This is a genomic window from Pseudoalteromonas sp. SWXJZ10B, assembly GCF_015864475.1.
GTDB classification, from domain to species: Bacteria; Pseudomonadota; Gammaproteobacteria; order Enterobacterales; family Alteromonadaceae; genus Pseudoalteromonas; species Pseudoalteromonas arctica.
Map to the genome: position 1 here is coordinate 1 of NZ_JADYXD010000038.1, position 15,985 is coordinate 15,985.

At 39.2% G+C, this 15,985-nt stretch carries 13 protein-coding genes and 2 tRNA genes; 5 read left to right on the forward strand and 10 right to left on the reverse strand.

Annotated elements, in window-relative coordinates:
* Positions 1 to 110: 110 nt before the first annotated feature.
* The 8 genes from I6F54_RS19655 to I6F54_RS19690 all read right to left on the reverse strand — a co-directional run bounded on the left by I6F54_RS19655 (position 111) and on the right by I6F54_RS19690 (position 9,286).
* Positions 111 to 2,012, reverse strand: coding sequence for a SurA N-terminal domain-containing protein (locus tag I6F54_RS19655; RefSeq protein ID WP_197142732.1), 1,902 nt, complete (start codon positions 2,010 to 2,012; stop codon positions 111 to 113).
* 171 nt (positions 2,013 to 2,183) lie between these two features.
* Complete coding sequence (locus I6F54_RS19660) at positions 2,184 to 2,474, reverse strand: HU family DNA-binding protein (RefSeq protein WP_157823336.1); 291 nt, start codon at positions 2,472 to 2,474, stop codon at positions 2,184 to 2,186.
* Between the two features lie 183 nt (positions 2,475 to 2,657).
* The gene (gene lon, locus I6F54_RS19665; protein WP_024592760.1) at positions 2,658 to 5,027 is read right to left on the reverse strand and encodes an endopeptidase La; all 2,370 of its coding nucleotides are present in this window, start codon (positions 5,025 to 5,027) and stop codon (positions 2,658 to 2,660) included.
* A gap of 151 nt (positions 5,028 to 5,178) precedes the next feature.
* Entirely contained in the window at positions 5,179 to 6,462 is a 1,284-nt protein-coding gene (gene clpX, locus I6F54_RS19670) for an ATP-dependent protease ATP-binding subunit ClpX (protein ID WP_002958344.1), read from the reverse strand.
* Positions 6,463 to 6,597: 135 nt separating this feature from the next.
* Complete coding sequence (clpP, locus tag I6F54_RS19675; protein WP_007580937.1) at positions 6,598 to 7,215, reverse strand: ATP-dependent Clp endopeptidase proteolytic subunit ClpP; 618 nt, start codon at positions 7,213 to 7,215, stop codon at positions 6,598 to 6,600.
* Between the two features lie 164 nt (positions 7,216 to 7,379).
* Complete coding sequence (tig, locus tag I6F54_RS19680) at positions 7,380 to 8,684, reverse strand: trigger factor (RefSeq protein WP_007580935.1); 1,305 nt, start codon at positions 8,682 to 8,684, stop codon at positions 7,380 to 7,382.
* 378 nt (positions 8,685 to 9,062) lie between these two features.
* Positions 9,063 to 9,139, reverse strand: a tRNA-Pro gene (locus I6F54_RS19685).
* 70 nt (positions 9,140 to 9,209) lie between these two features.
* A tRNA-Pro gene (locus I6F54_RS19690) sits at positions 9,210 to 9,286 on the reverse strand.
* Positions 9,287 to 9,638: 352 nt separating this feature from the next.
* Between I6F54_RS19690 and folD the strand changes: the two genes are divergently transcribed.
* Positions 9,639 to 10,493 carry a bifunctional methylenetetrahydrofolate dehydrogenase/methenyltetrahydrofolate cyclohydrolase FolD gene (gene folD, locus I6F54_RS19695; RefSeq protein WP_002958348.1) on the forward strand — a complete coding sequence of 285 codons (855 nt, stop codon included), beginning with the start codon at positions 9,639 to 9,641 and terminating at the stop codon, positions 10,491 to 10,493.
* A gap of 71 nt (positions 10,494 to 10,564) precedes the next feature.
* On the opposite strand, the gene cysS is transcribed toward folD, so the two are convergent.
* On the reverse strand, positions 10,565 to 11,944 hold the full coding sequence (cysS, locus tag I6F54_RS19700) for a cysteine--tRNA ligase (protein ID WP_197118723.1): 1,380 nt from the start codon (positions 11,942 to 11,944) through the stop codon (positions 10,565 to 10,567).
* 155 nt (positions 11,945 to 12,099) lie between these two features.
* Here cysS and I6F54_RS19705 point away from each other — a divergent pair, with 155 nt between their 5' ends.
* The 3 genes from I6F54_RS19705 (at position 12,100) to I6F54_RS19715 (ending at position 14,265) form a co-directional block, all read left to right on the forward strand.
* Positions 12,100 to 12,591: a peptidylprolyl isomerase gene (locus I6F54_RS19705; protein ID WP_197118722.1), complete on the forward strand. Its 492-nt coding sequence runs from the start codon at positions 12,100 to 12,102 to the stop codon at positions 12,589 to 12,591.
* An 87-nt stretch (positions 12,592 to 12,678) separates the two neighbouring features.
* Complete coding sequence (locus tag I6F54_RS19710; RefSeq protein WP_007580929.1) at positions 12,679 to 13,416, forward strand: UDP-2,3-diacylglucosamine diphosphatase; 738 nt, start codon at positions 12,679 to 12,681, stop codon at positions 13,414 to 13,416.
* A gap of 54 nt (positions 13,417 to 13,470) precedes the next feature.
* Positions 13,471 to 14,265 (forward strand): substrate-binding periplasmic protein, encoded by a 795-nt coding sequence (locus I6F54_RS19715; protein ID WP_165741005.1) that lies wholly within the window; start codon positions 13,471 to 13,473, stop codon positions 14,263 to 14,265.
* Here I6F54_RS19715 and miaE read toward each other — a convergent pair.
* Complete coding sequence (gene miaE / locus I6F54_RS19720; protein WP_197142734.1) at positions 14,262 to 15,023, reverse strand: tRNA isopentenyl-2-thiomethyl-A-37 hydroxylase MiaE; 762 nt, start codon at positions 15,021 to 15,023, stop codon at positions 14,262 to 14,264. The two genes, I6F54_RS19715 and miaE, sit on opposite strands and share 4 nt — an antisense overlap.
* Positions 15,024 to 15,229: 206 nt before the next feature.
* Between miaE and I6F54_RS19725 the strand changes: the two genes are divergently transcribed.
* Positions 15,230 to 15,829, forward strand: a complete 600-nt coding sequence (locus I6F54_RS19725; RefSeq protein ID WP_007580923.1) for a Yip1 family protein — start codon at positions 15,230 to 15,232, stop codon at positions 15,827 to 15,829.
* The last annotated feature ends 156 nt before the right edge of the window (positions 15,830 to 15,985 follow it).

Below are 15,985 nucleotides of genomic sequence, written 5' to 3' on the forward strand. Positions count from 1 at the left end.
CTGATCATGACATTGAGATTTAGTTCAAAAAAATCCCCGCTAATTTCTTAGCAGGGATTTGTGTATAAGAGACAGCTTTAAAAGCGCCTTTCTTTATGAGCTAAAATTAATTATTCAACAGTTTGTGTAGCCGTTGGTAAGTTAAGTTCAGCATTGGCTTTAAGCGCTTCAATAAATACCATGTAGTTTTTATTAGCTTGCGCCATAGTAATGCTTTGTTTTGCTTGAGGGTCAATATTAGCTGCAACTTGTGCATCTTTTACCGACTTAAGCGCAACAATTGCTGCATCACCATTATTTAAATTAACAAGCTCAACTACCGCAGAATCTGCTGGGTGAGCCATTTTAAATGCTTGAGTCACAATAGCAGGTGAAACAGTGTAGCTTTGACGTGTTAACTGCGCTTCTTGACGAACCGTCAAGCTTTGCTCGTTTGCTACATCGTTTAAGCTCTTACCTGCTTGTACCTCTGCAAATAAGCTACGCGCTTTTTCTTTAGCAAGCTCAGATGATTTTTCATTAACTAAACGCGCTTTAATTTGCTCGCTTACTTCATCCAGCGCTTTAGTAGCAGCAGGTTTATGCTCGTTAATACGAACAATAATTGCATGCTCCTCACCAAGCTCAATAACTTCAGAGTTTACTTTATCTTCAAGTAAATCAACTGATGTTAGTGCTGTTACAACTGCAGGGCTGTTTAAAGGCTCTGGTAGAGCATTAAGTGCTAAAAGAGGTGTAGATTTAACTTCCACTTCAGCAACTTCTGCAGCGTCGTCTAAGCGGTCTGAAATTTCAAATGCAAGTGCGCCCATTTCTGTTTGCTTTTCGTAAAACGCATCTACTTTTTCGGCTTGTTCTAATTCAGCACGTAAGTCAGCTTTAACATCGTCATACGCTTTAACTTGTTGTGGTTGAATGTCTGTAAGTTTAATTATGTGATAACCAAACTCAGAAGCAACAACCTCAGAAATGTCACCTTTGTTTTGCAGTGCGAAAGTCGCGTCTTCAAATGCAGGGTCCATTACGTCACGTTCAATCCATTCAAGGTCGCCGCCCATTTCGCCACTAACGATATCGTCAGATGATGATTGTGCTAACTCAGCAAAGTCTGCACCTTGCTCTAGTTGTGCATGAAGTGCATTGGCTTTTTCTTTTGCTGCATCATCGTCTTCACTGTTATCAATTAAGATATGTGATACGCGACGTTTTTCAGGTTCTATGTACTGCGCTTTGTTTTGCTCGTAATACGCTTTAACGTCATCCTCGGTTACCGATTCAACATTAATATCTGCTGCTTTAAGCTCAATATAACTTACTGAAATAAGCTCTGGAGATAAAAATTGTGATGCGTTTAGCTCATAGTAATCAGACACTTCTTGCTCTGATACTTCTACGTCCGCGGCAAGCGCTTCTTTATTAATGACTAAGTAGTCAATACTACGAGTTTGCTGCTGCAGAGCAATTGCGCTTTTAAGCTCACTCTCTAGGGCAAAGTCTGTACCTGCAACAGCAGATACTACCTGACTACGTGTCATATCTTTACGTAAGTATTCACGAAAAGCATCTGGTTGAAAGTTCATTTGACGAATTACTTGTAAGTAACGATCGTTATTAAACTTTTCACCAATTTGAAAGTACGGTAGTTCTAAAATTGTTTTACGTACACTTTCGTCGCTTACGCGAAGGCCTAAATCAGCCGCTAGCTGTGATTGCAATTCTTGTTGTACTAAGCGGTCAACTACACCTTGGCGAATTTGCGCCATGTAATTTGGATCAGCGGCAATTTGTGTAAAATATTCACCAAATTGTTGCTCTAAACGGCTACGTTCATTTTGGTAAGCACGGTTAAAATCGGTTTGACTAATTTTAATTCCATTTACTTCAGCAACGGGTTGTTCTGTGGTTTGACCTAAGTAACTACCGATCCCTGCTAAGGCAAAAGATAAAATCACCGCGCCTAAAATTATTTTGGCTACAGGTCCTTGCGAACCTTCTCTGATTTTCTCAAGCATTTGTTTATCTCTTTTTGATCAAGGTATTTTACCTTGTCACATGTAAAAAAAGCGTATCTTACCAGATACGCTTTTTCACTTGAAGTAACTGGCGGTAAAGTTACTTAATTCATCTGTTGTGGTGAATCAGTAACTTTGCACTCGCCATAACTAATGTGTTTAAAACAGTGATTAGTTTACTGCGTCTTTAAGCGCTTTACCGGCTTTAAAAGCAGGAATAGTTGCAGCAGCAATTTGGATTGTTTCACCAGTTTGCGGGTTACGGCCTGAACGTGCAGCACGGTCACGTACTGAGAAAGTACCAAAACCAACAAGTGCAACTGAGTCGCCTTCTTTTAGCGCGCCAGATACAGATTCGATGAATGAATCTAGTGCACGACCTGCAGCCGCTTTAGAAATGTCAGCATCAGCTGCGATTTGATCGATTAATTGAGATTTATTCACAATATCATCCTCTTTCATTGTTATTATCAAGAGCGATGGTTTTTTAAACTAACATCACTTTTTTGAAAATTGTAGAGCAAACTTTTAATGCTCACATGATTATATTTTTCTTAAGCCTACGCCCCATAAGGGCTAGGCTTGAAAACCAGTGCTTAACTTATCATACCGTTTAGATTTGAAAAGCCCTAAAAAGCACTTTTTTTAGCTTTTTTCTTGGTTTTTAGGTGTTTCGACCGAAAAACTCTCAACAGGATGCACTAAAGCAAGCTTTAACACCTCGTCAATCCAAGTAACTGGGTGAATATCAAGACCTGCCAGCACGTTCTCTGGAATCTCTTTTAAGTCACGTTCGTTAATTTTTGGAATGATTACTGTTTTAATTCCACCACGATGCGCCGCCAATAATTTCTCTTTTAAGCCACCAATAGGAAGTACTTCACCACGTAGCGTAATTTCACCGGTCATTGCAACATCTGCTCGTACAGGGTTACCCGTTAAGCTAGATACAAGACCTGTTACCATTGCTGCGCCCGCACTAGGACCATCTTTAGGTGTTGCGCCCTCAGGTACGTGAACGTGAATATCACGTTTTTCGTAAAAATCGCTATTAATACGAAATGTATCTGCGCGATTACGTACTACCGTCATTGCCGCTTGAATCGACTCTTGCATTACATCGCCCAGTGAACCGGTATAAGTAAGTTTACCTTTACCTGGTACAGCGGCACATTCGATTGTTAGCAAATCACCGCCAACTTCTGTCCATGCTAAACCTGTAACTTGACCAATACGGTCGCCATCTTCAGCTTTACCATAATCAAAGCGTTGCACACCTAAAAAGTCTTCTAGGTTATCTTGATTGATAGTCACTGTTTTAGTGTCTTTTTCAAGTAAGATATTTTTAACTGCTTTACGGCATAGTTTTGAAATTTCGCGCTCTAGGTTACGTACACCCGCTTCACGTGTGTAGTAACGGATAATGCCAATAATTGCACTATCTTCGATAACTATTTCAGACTCTTTTAAGCCGTTACGTTTTACTTGTTTAGTAATTAAGTGCTCTTTTGCAATGTTTAGCTTTTCATCTTCGGTGTAACCCGATAAGCGAATAACTTCCATACGGTCCAGTAATGGGCCAGGAATGTTGAAGCTGTTTGATGTTGCTACAAACATGACATCAGATAAATCGTAATCTACTTCAAGGTAATGATCGGCAAAGTGGCTGTTTTGCTCAGGATCAAGCACTTCTAATAGTGCTGATGCTGGGTCGCCACGCATATCTGATGACATTTTATCGATTTCATCTAACAAAAATAATGGGTTTTTAACGCCCACTTTTGTCATGTTTTGAATTAGCTTACCTGGCATCGAACCAATGTATGTACGACGATGACCGCGAATCTCAGCTTCATCACGTACGCCGCCAAGCGCCATACGAACATACTTACGACCAGTTGAACGTGCAATAGATTGACCAAGTGATGTTTTACCAACACCTGGAGGCCCAACTAAACATAAAATTGGCCCTTTAAGCTTATTAGTACGCTGTTGTACCGCGAGGTACTCAATAATGCGTTCTTTTACTTTATCTAAGCCGTGGTGATCGCTATCAAGAATTTTTTGCGCGCCCGCTAAGTCTTTTTTCACTTTAGAGCGTTTTTTCCATGGCACATTAATTAATGTATCAATGTATGAACGCACTACAGTCGCTTCTGCAGACATTGGCGACATCATCTTAAGCTTATTAAGCTCTGTCGTCGCTTTGTCTTGTGCCTCTGCTGGCATACCCGATTCTTCGATGCGTTTTTTAAGTGCTTCAAATTCATCAGGTACATCGTCAAGCTCACCCAGCTCTTTTTGAATGGCTTTCATTTGCTCATTGAGGTAATACTCGCGCTGAGACTTTTCCATCTGCTTTTTAACGCGGGTACGAATTTTCTTCTCAACTTGCAGTAAGTCTATTTCGCCTTCCATTAATGCCATTAAATATTCAAGACGTTCTGTAACGCTTGAAATTTCGAGCACTTTTTGCTTTTCAGGTACTTTAAGCGGCATATGGGCTGCCATTGTATCGGCAAGGCGTGCTGGCTCATCAATACCTGAAACTGAAGTTAGTACTTCAGGTGGAATTTTTTTGTTTAGCTTTACATAGCCTTCAAACTGGCTAATTGCGCTACGAATAAAAATATCTTGTTCTTTCTCATCTACCGAATCAGATTCAATAAATTGAGCATTAGCAACAAAAAAGTCATCGTTATCTACAAATTCTTCAATTTGTGCGCGCTGTGTACCTTCAACTAAAACTTTAACTGTACCGTCTGGTAATTTTAATAACTGAAGTACAGTGGCAATAGTACCGATACGATAAATATCATCTTGCTCTGGTTCATCTACAGTTGCATCTTTTTGTGCAACCAAGAAAATTTGTTTGTCTTTGTCCATTGCCGCTTCTAGGCATTTTATTGATTTTTCACGGCCAACAAAAAGCGGGATCACCATGTGCGGGTATACCACAACATCGCGCAGTGCAAGGACTGGGATTTCGACTCGGTCGGTTCTCTCAAGCGTCATTATAGTTTCTCTTCGCACTTCATTTATTTTAAAGATTACTCAAGTATATGGGGATAACCTAATTAAAGTTCAACAATTTTCCCATACTCGATTAAATTAATTATAAAAAAAGGAGCCTAAGGCTCCTTTTTTCATTCAAATAGCTTAAAAACTATTCTGATGCAGCTTTATCTTGTTTATTATTTTCATAAATCAAGATTGGGTCTGACTCACCTTTAATAACGGTTTCATCAATAACCACTTTGCTTACGTCATCCATTGAAGGAAGTTCGTACATAGTATCAAGTAACACACCTTCAACGATTGAACGAAGACCACGTGCACCTGTTTTACGCTCCATTGCTTTGTGGGCAATCGCAGCTAAGGCATCATCGCGAAACTCAAGTTCAACGTCTTCCATACCAAACAATACTGAGAACTGTTTAGTAATCGCGTTTTTAGGTTCACTCAATATTTGCACAAGAGCAGCTTCGTCAAGTTCTGTTAACGTAGCAACTACTGGCAAACGACCTATAAACTCAGGAATTAAGCCGTATTTAACTAAATCTTCTGGTTCTACGTCTTTAAAAGTTTCACTTAAAGAACGACTCGCCGCAGATTCTTTTACGCTAACGCCAAAACCGATACCGGTATTTTTATGGCTACGTTGCTCAATTACTTTATCTAGGCCTGAAAATGCACCACCACAAATAAACAAGATTTTAGACGTATCTACTTGTAAAAACTCTTGTTGTGGATGTTTACGACCACCTTGCGGTGGAACAGAAGCAACGGTGCCTTCAATCAGTTTAAGTAGCGCCTGTTGAACGCCCTCACCCGATACATCACGTGTAATTGACGGGTTATCTGATTTACGAGAAATTTTGTCAATTTCATCAATGTAAACAATGCCACGTTGCGCTTTTTCAACATCGTAATCGCATTTTTGTAAAAGCTTTTGAATGATGTTTTCAACATCTTCACCTACATAACCTGCTTCGGTTAATGTAGTGGCATCGGCCATAGTAAACGGCACATCAAGTAGGCGCGCTAATGTTTCTGCAAGTAATGTTTTACCACTACCTGTTGGGCCGATAAGCAAAATATTACTTTTACTTAATTCAATGTCTTGCTTAGTCGATTGGTTACGTAGGCGTTTATAATGGTTATAAACGGCAACAGACAATACTTTTTTAGCATGATCTTGACCAATAACATAATCGTCTAAGTGTTTACGAATTTCTTTTGGTACAGGTAGTTTGTCAGACGTATCATGCTTAGGAGCAATGTCTTTGATCTCTTCCCTGATAATATCGTTACACAACTCTACACATTCATCACAAACGTATACTGAAGGGCCTGCAATTAATTTACGCACTTCATGTTGGCTTTTGCCACAAAAAGAGCAGTATAACAATTTATTACTTTTGTCGCCGTCTGTAGGAGTGTCAGACATTCAGCTACCTCATTTTATTACGTTGGCCACCAAAACTGTTGGCGGCTATTTCAATACGCTTTAACTATACCAAAATTTATTGGTTTTCGCATAGTAACTCAAAGTGGCAAACAGGCAATCCTGTTCGCCAAGCGCTTACTTTTTGTCGCGATTTGTAAACACAGAGTCTACCAAGCCGTAATCTACAGCTTGCGTGGCACTCATAAAGTTATCACGATCTGTGTCTTTAGAGATAATATCTAATGGTTGGCCTGTATGCTCAGCCATTAAGCGGTTAAGCTTATCTTTAATAGACAGAATTTCTTTAGCATGTATTTCAAAGTCAGATGCTTGACCTTGGAAACCACCTAATGGTTGGTGAATCATCACACGTGAGTTTGGTAGGCAAAAACGCTTACCTTTAGCGCCAGCAGTAAGTAAAAAAGCACCCATGCTTGCAGCTTGACCTACACATATTGTACTTACATCTGGTTTGATGAAGTTCATTGTGTCGTAAATAGCCATACCCGCAGTTACTGAACCACCTGGTGAGTTGATGTATAAAAAGATATCTTTATCAGGATTTTCTGATTCTAAAAATAGCATTTGCGCTAAAATCAGATTTGCCATGTTGTCTTCAACTTGACCTGTTAAAAAGATAATACGCTCTTTTAATAATCTCGAATAAATATCATACGAGCGCTCGCCTTTCGGTGTTTGTTCAACAACCATTGGGACCAATGCATTTAGGGGATCTGTAATACCAGTATTCATACTTATTTAATTCCTTATGCGCTTATACTTATCCTTATTATAAGGAAGCATAGTTATCGTTTTTCGCAAATTTAGAGCCAAAAACTAAAATGGCCCGGGCACGCTGTATAAACAGAGTAGCACGAGCCATTTAATCGTTAGCGAGAGCTTAAGTCAATGACTTATTAAGCACCTTGCTGTGGATTCATGATGTCATCAAATGCTTTTTCAACATCAGTAACAACTGCTTTAGCTAAAATAGCTTCAACAGCTTGCTCTTCCATTGCTACATTACGCATTTGCTGCATAAGTTGATCATTACCTTTGTAGTATTCTACTACTTCAGTTGGATCTTCGTATGCAGAAGCTACCGTTGCGATTAATGCTTCAACTTTAGCGTCATCAACTTTAATCTCGTTAGCTTTAATCACTTCACCTAATAAAAGGCCAGTTTTAACACGTGTTACAGCTTGCTCGTGGAACAATTCAGCTGGAAGCTCTGGCATGTTTTGAGCGTCGCCGCCAAAACGTTGAGCTGCTTGCTGACGTAGAGCATCAACTTCTTGATCAACAAGTGCTTTAGGCACTTCGATTTCGTTGTTAGCTAAAAGACCTTTGATTGCTTGGTCTTTAACGCTTGCTTTAACCGCTTGGTCTAGCTCACGTGTCATGTTCTTTTTAACTTCTTCTTTAAGCGCGTCTACGCCGCCTTCGGTAACACCGAATTTAGTTGCAAACTCTTCGCTTAATTCTGGTAATTCTTGCGCTTCAACTTTTTTCACTGTGATAGTGAATTGAGCCGCTTTACCTTTTAAGTTTTCAGCGTGGTAATCATCAGGGAAAGTTACATCAGCAACTACTTCTTCGCCTGCTTTTTTACCTACGATGTTATCTTCAAAACCTGGGATCATACGACCTTGGCCAAGTTCTAATGGGAAGTCTTCAGCTTTGCCGCCTTCAAATACTTCACCGTCGATAGTACCTACGAAATCAACTGTTACACGGTCGTTTTCGCCAGCAGCTGCATCAACATCAGCCCACGCTGCGTGTTGCTTACGAAGTGTTTCTAGCATGTTAGCTAAATCTTCGTCAGTCACTGTTACCGCTGGTTTCTCAACAGTAATTTTATCTAAACCTTGAACTTCAACTTCAGGGTAAACTTCAAACGTTGCTGAGAATTCTAAATCTTTACCTGCTTCAAGTGATTTAGGTGCGAATGTAGGCGCGCCAGCTGGATTGATTTTTTCAGAAACGATTGCTTCAATGTAATTACGTTGCATTACTTCGCCAGCAACTTCTTGACGAACTGCAGGGCCAAAACGCTTGTTAATTACAGATACTGGAACTTTACCAGCACGGAAACCATCTATACGCTGTGTTTTTGACAGTTGTTGTAGGCGTTTTTTTACTTCGGTCTCAACGTTCTCTGAAGGAACGGTGATAGTTATACGGCGCTCAAGGCCTTGGGTCGTCTCAACAGAAACTTGCATGATTTACCTCAATATTCAATTTTGGCGACTGTTCGCCTTCCTTTACAAACAAAGTGATCTGCATGAGTCTTGATAAAGTTTAAGCGGTTTTTCACACTTAAAAGCATCCGTCGCTACCATGAGATACCATTGCTGCTTTGCCCTTCGGGCACTATGTTAAACAATAGACGCGGCATTATAACCTAATATTTATGATAGTCGAGTATAGGGGGCAATTATTTGGACTAGATAAGGGACTATAGAGACTAACTGAATAAAAAACAGGCTAACTAGGCATTGAATGGATTAAAGTAGAAATTATTTAATAGAATTATAGGCTAACAGATTTAGATTTATGACTTAGAGGAATTTACTTATTATTCTTATTAGATAAGAAAATGGTCGGCGATGCAGGATTTGAACCTGCGACCCCTTGGACCCAAACCAAGTGCGCTACCAAACTGCGCTAATCGCCGACATTGAAGAGTTAACTTCTTTTTTCATACTGAACACTTAAACTGAGAGTTTAAGACCATTTTAAGAAAATGGTCGGCGATGCAGGATTTGAACCTGCGACCCCTTGGACCCAAACCAAGTGCGCTACCAAACTGCGCTAATCGCCGAAACTTATTATTGTTAGCGAGTGACCTCGTTGACAACGGGGTGCATAATAGTGATTTGACGGGGTTAGGTCAAACGTTTTTTTAATAAAACCAATCAAGTGCTCATTTTTAGTGCACAATGGTTAAATATTACAATAGTAGGCTGAAATTTAAACTATTTAATAACTCAAATGTTATATACATTAAAAGCAACTTGGCGCTGCTATGCTTTTCTGCGAAAATAGTAGGCACATTATAAAACGAGTTAAATAAAGAGTATGTTTTCTTTATTAGCATTTTTACCCCTATTTTATTATGCATTCGTTTTTAGAGTATCGGTATCTAGTTAATTAACCCCAATTAAAGGTCACCCATGACGGCAAACATCATTGATGGTAAGGCAATCGCAAAACAAGTACGTAGCGCTGTAGCAGAACGCGTAAGTGAACGTGTAGCAAATGGTTTACGTGCACCAGGACTTGCAGTAGTACTTGTAGGACTTGATCCTGCAAGCCAAGTTTATGTTGGTTCAAAGCGTAAAGCCTGTGAAGAAGTAGGCTTTATCTCTAAATCATTTGATTTACCAGCAGACACACAAGAGCAAACTCTTTTAGATTTAATTGACGAGCTAAATAATGATGCCGAAGTTGATGGAATTTTAGTGCAGTTACCACTGCCAAAAGGTCTTGATGCTGAAAAGATTTTAGAACGCATTACCCCACATAAAGATGTTGATGGATTTCATCCATATAACATTGGTCGATTAGCACAGCGTATGCCTGCGCTTCGTCCATGTACGCCAAAAGGTATAATTACATTACTTGATTCAACGGGTGTACGTTATAAAGGGATGCATGCAGTTGTCGTTGGCGCATCAAACATTGTTGGTCGTCCTATGTCGCTAGAGCTTTTATTAGCCGGTTGTACTACCACAGTGTGCCATAAGTTTACTCAAGACTTAGAAACGCATGTTCGCCGCGCTGACTTATTAGTTGTGGCTGTAGGTAAACCTGAATTTATACCTGGAGATTGGATAAAAGAAGGCGCTATCGTTATCGATGTGGGTATTAACCGTTTAGATACGGGTAAATTAGTTGGTGATGTTCAATACAGTGTGGCTGAACAAAAAGCGCATTTTATTACACCTGTACCAGGTGGCGTTGGCCCGATGACGGTCGCTAGCTTAATTGAAAACACACTTGAAGCGTGTGAGAAATATCACAGCTAAGCTGTTAAAAAATTAAAAAGGGTTGCCATTTGGCAACCCTTTTTTAGTTTAACGTGTATTATTTTAAACGCTTATGCTTTACGCCACGTTGTTTTACCGGCTGAATCTTCAAGTATTACACCTAACGCATTAAGCGCATCACGTGCTTCATCAGCAGCAGCCCAGTTTTTACTCGCACGTGCTTCATTACGTTTTACAATTAATGCTTCAATTGTCGCAACTTCGTCGTCATCTTGTCCGCCTTGTAAAAAAGCCTCCGGTGCTTGTTGAGCAACCCCTAGCACTTCACCAAGGCTGCGCAGTATAAACGCTAATTTGCCAGCTTGACCTGCATCAGTGTCTTTCACGCGGTTTAACTCTTTAGCAAGTTCGAACAACACAGGTAGTGCTTCTGGTGTATTAAAGTCGTCATTCATTGCTTTTCTAAATTTAGCAACAAACTCATTGCCTTCTAAATCACACTCTACAGGTTCTACATCACGAAGCGCTGTATAAATACGTTCAAGTGATGAACGCGCTTGGTCTAAATTTTCTTGCGAGTAATTTAGTTGGCTGCGGTAATGGCCTGAAATTAAAAAGTAACGAACAGATTCAGGATCGTATGCTTTTAAAACTTCACGTACAGTAAAAAAGTTATCTAACGATTTAGACATTTTTTCTTTGTTTACTTGCACCATGCCAGTATGAATCCATGTATTCACATACTTGCCGTTATTGGCACAGCACGATTGCGCAATTTCATTTTCATGATGTGGAAACTGTAAGTCAGAACCCCCACCGTGAATATCAAAATGTTCACCTAGATGCTTTGAGCTCATTGCCGAACATTCGATATGCCAACCCGGTCGCCCTTCACCCCACGGTGATGACCATGATGGCTCACCTGCTTTTGCTTTTTTCCATAAAACAAAATCAAGTGGATCGTCTTTGTCTTGCGCTACTTCAACGCGAGAACCTGATTGCAGCATCGTTAAATCTTGCTGAGAAAGCGCACCGTATTGCTCAAACGTTGATACATCAAACAATACATCGCCGTCGGCAGCAACATAAGCATGACCCTTTTCAATCAAACGTTTAACCATAACGATAATTTCGTCCATATGGCTTGTAACTGTTGGCTCTACGTCAGGGCGCAGCATGTTTAAGCTATCAAAATCTTCATGCATTGCTTTAGTCATGCGCACAGTTAAGTCGTTTATTGACTCGCCATTTTCGTTCGCACGTTTAATTATTTTATCGTCGATATCTGTAATGTTACGCACATATTTTAAATCGTAACCAATATGACGTAAGTAGCGCACAATAACGTCAAAACCAACAAAAGTACGTGCGTGTCCAATATGACAGTAATCATAAATGGTGATACCACACACATACATGTCGATTTTTCCTTCGACCATAGGTTTAAATTGCTCTTTTTGTCGCGTGAGTGTGTTGTATATATTTACCATTTACTTTGAGTCCTTGACTATTTACTTGAACAGTTATGTTACCACTTGAAAAGCCCCTGCTCTAGCGCTTTATAACAAACCAAACATCTACTTTGTTAATCTTAGCCAACTACGATAAAATAGCGCCAATATTTAAACCGGATATAGGAAAACACATGGTTGTTCTACACACTAATTTTGGTGACATCACCATTAAAATGTTTGAGAAAGAAGCTCCAAACACAGTTAAAAACTTTTTAGAGTATGCAAATGCTGATTTTTTCAACGGCACTATATTTCATCGTGTAATCGATGGTTTTATGGTTCAAGGCGGTGGTTTTGTTCCAGGTATGGAACAAAAAGACGTAAACGACCCAATTCAGAATGAAGCTAATAACGGCCTGTCTAATAAAGTAGGTACTTTAGCTATGGCACGTACACCTGATCCTCATTCAGCTACAGCACAGTTTTTCATTAACGTGAACAACAACGACTTTTTAAACCACAGCAGCGAAACATCGCAAGGTTGGGGTTATTGTGTTTTTGCTGAAGTAGTAGAAGGCATGGACGTAGTAAATAAGATTAAAGCAGTTGCAACAGGTAGTACTGGTTTTCACCAAGACGTACCTCTTGAAGATGTGATCATCGAAAGCGTTACTGTTAACTAGTAACGTTTACTCATATTATGTGAGTATATAAGCGGGTGTGTACTATTAGTATATGCCCGTTTTTTTAAAACTAGAATAGACTGACCTATGACTCGCCAAACTTACTTTATTGCAGATTTACACCTAAGCGAAAACCGCCCCGACATTAGCGCTGCATTTTTTGACTTTTTAAATACACATATATTAAATAAAGATGTAGATGCACTTTATATTTTGGGTGATTTTTTTGAAGTATGGGTTGGAGATGACTACATTACTGCACTGAGTGCCGATGTAGCAAAACATTTAAGCGCCGTTAATGATGGTGGCACACCTGTTTATTTTATACATGGCAATCGTGATTTCATTATGCGCAAGCAATATGCCGACATGGCCGCAATGACATTACTTGATGAGCAAACAGTCATTGACTTATATGGTACGCCTACCGTTATTTTACATGGCGACGAAATGTGCACTCAAGACACTGAATATCAAAACTTTCGTAAAAAGAGCCGTGGTTGGTGGTGGCCAAAATTGATGCTTGCAATGCCGCTTTGGTATCGTAAAAAAATAGCGCGTAATGCCCGCGAAAAAAGTAAGTTAAGCCAAGCTGATAAACCTATCGAAATTTTAGACGTTGTCGATGAGGCTGTACTTGCCACCTTTGCCAAACATAACGTTACGAATATGATTCATGGTCATACTCACCGCCCTAATGTTCATACGTATAAAGTTAATGAACAAACACTTACTCGCACAGTGCTAGGTGACTGGTATACCCAAGGCTCTTATTTAGTCGTTACCCCTCAATCACAAGAATTAATTAGCACGCCTTTCGCATAATTTAAAATTCTGACTATTATTTATCTATATATATGAATAATAGTGAGAGGTTGAATGATTAAGCTGTTAATTTTCATCGTAGTAATTGCCATTCCTACACAAGTATTTAGCAAGCAAACATGGCAAATTGTTACAGAAAACTACCCTCCCTATTTTAGCGAAAACCTACCTAGTAATGGCTGGCTATATGAAATAGCCGAATCAGCGCTTAAAACGCAAGGTATTAATAGCGAACCAGAATTCACGACATGGGATCGCGCTTTAAAGCTATTAGAAAAAAACAGAAAAACCGCTATTTTAGGTGCTTTTTATTCATTAAAAAGAAATGAAGTTTTTTACTACTCTCGTCCACTTGCAGTTGCTCACTCAGGAGTTTTCAAACGAAAAGAGAGTGTTATTAGTTTCGATGGTACAGTTCAATCATTAACACCTTATAGTATTGGCACAGAAGACAATGCCTTTGTAAGCCAAGAGTTTGCTAGAAATAGGGAGCTGGCAATAACGTCCACTAAAAGCCTTCCTACAAGCTTATATTTACTACAACAAGGGCGTATTGATTTAGTCGCGGGTACTAAAGAGGTTGGAAATTATTGGCTTGAACACACTAAAACCGAAGATTCAGATGATAATAATATTGAGTACTTATCGCCAGATCTTGCTTCTCATAAACTATATTTAGTTGTCTCTAAATCAAATTATAGAGCCAAAGAATACTTACAAAAATTTAATAGAGGAATTGATATAATAACTAAAAATGGACGCATTGCTAAAATTATGAAAAAACATAATTTCAGCAATCAGAAAATAGCAGAATATATTAATTTTTTAAAAGAAAATGAGGGTATTTAAACAGTGGGAACACCGCTGTGAAATTTAAAATCAGTATCGGTTGTCGAAATTAACTCTTTTTCTTTTTCACCAAAAAAGTTTACGCGATCGGTAATATCAAAATCAGCAATTTCTTGCGCTAGAGTTAAATAATCTTGGTAATGACGCGCTTCTGAACGTAGCAACGAAATATAAAAATCACCTAAACGTTTGTCAACATGCGGTGCAAGCTTTGCAAAACGCTCACACGAACGCGCCTCAATATAAGCGCCTACTATTAGCTTATCGACTAATGCATCGGGCTCGAACGTTTTAACATGACGAAGCATACCTTTTGCGTAACGACATGGTGTAATACTTTGATACTCAACACCGTACTCGTCCATAATTTCGAGCACTTGATAAAAGTGATGCAGCTCTTCTTTTATCAGCAAAACCATTTTATCGATTAGACCTTGCCCGTATGGAGAACTCGATTTAGGAATTATTGATTTAGTGAGCTTATTTTTAGCAGCCAGATCGCGCCAATTCCCTTCTCGTTTGTAAATAAGCGTTTCAAATGGCTTTAGCCACTCGAGTAATGCATCACTACCCTCTTTATCTACCGCGTATTTACGTATTAAAAACATCGCACTTTGAGCTGCTTTTAATTCACAAATTAAGTGATCTATTAAAATGACTGATAAGTTTTCTTTTTTAATTGCTTGCTCCACCCATTGCTCTGGGGTGGTACACAATAAAAAGTTATTAATCGGCTCTAAAAGTTGGCTATGTGACACGTTGACTGCTCATTACTAAATAAATTTGATAGACCGTTATTTTAACACGAAATTTTGCTTGGGATAAATCAAAGCCCTTATCTGCGTCTAAATGTTAATAACGAGTTAACTTGACTTTGCAAAATAAGTGAACCATAACTGTACATAGACTGTATAAAAATAAATCAACCAAAACAATAATACGTTCCTTTTATGGAGTAAGTACTATGATACTAAATCACCTCTGGGGCATTTATGCTCACCCACTTGAAGAATGGCAAACAATAGATAATCGCCATGAAAGTTTAACCTATAGTTTGTCGCATATTTTACTGATTGCTTTATTTCCTTCAATAATGGGCTACTACTCATCTGTTTATTTAGGATGGAGCATAGGTGCAGGCAATCCCGTATTTTTAACGCACGATAGTGCACTGCTAATTGCAGGTGCAATGTATTTTGCTTTAATAGCGGGTGTTTTTGCATTGGCGTATTTAGCCCATTGGATGGCGGTTACATTTGGCTCTAAACCTACATTTACACAAACACTTGAACTTGCAGCATATACTGCAACACCAGTGTTTATGTCGGCACTCGCCGCTTTTTGGCCTGTACTTTGGTTTGTAGTGTGTATTGGAATTATTGCACTGGCTTACTCGGTTTATTTACTCTACACCGGCGTACCAATACTTATGCATATCCCAGAAGAGCGCGGCTTTATTTACGCCAGCTCGGTAGTAACGTGTGGATTAATATTACTGGTTATTATTTTAGCTGTAACAGCTATGCTTTGGACTAATGGGATTGTTAGCCCAATGTTTACTTAATAAATTTCACCTAAAAAAAGAGTCATGTTTGATAGAAATGTTCCCTTTCTTTCCTTCGCAAAAAAGGAGCTAATTAGCTTAATGCCGATCAGTTAAGAAAATGACCGGTTGACCGATCCAAACGATCATGCAAAATCCGTAGTTAGGAAACTAACT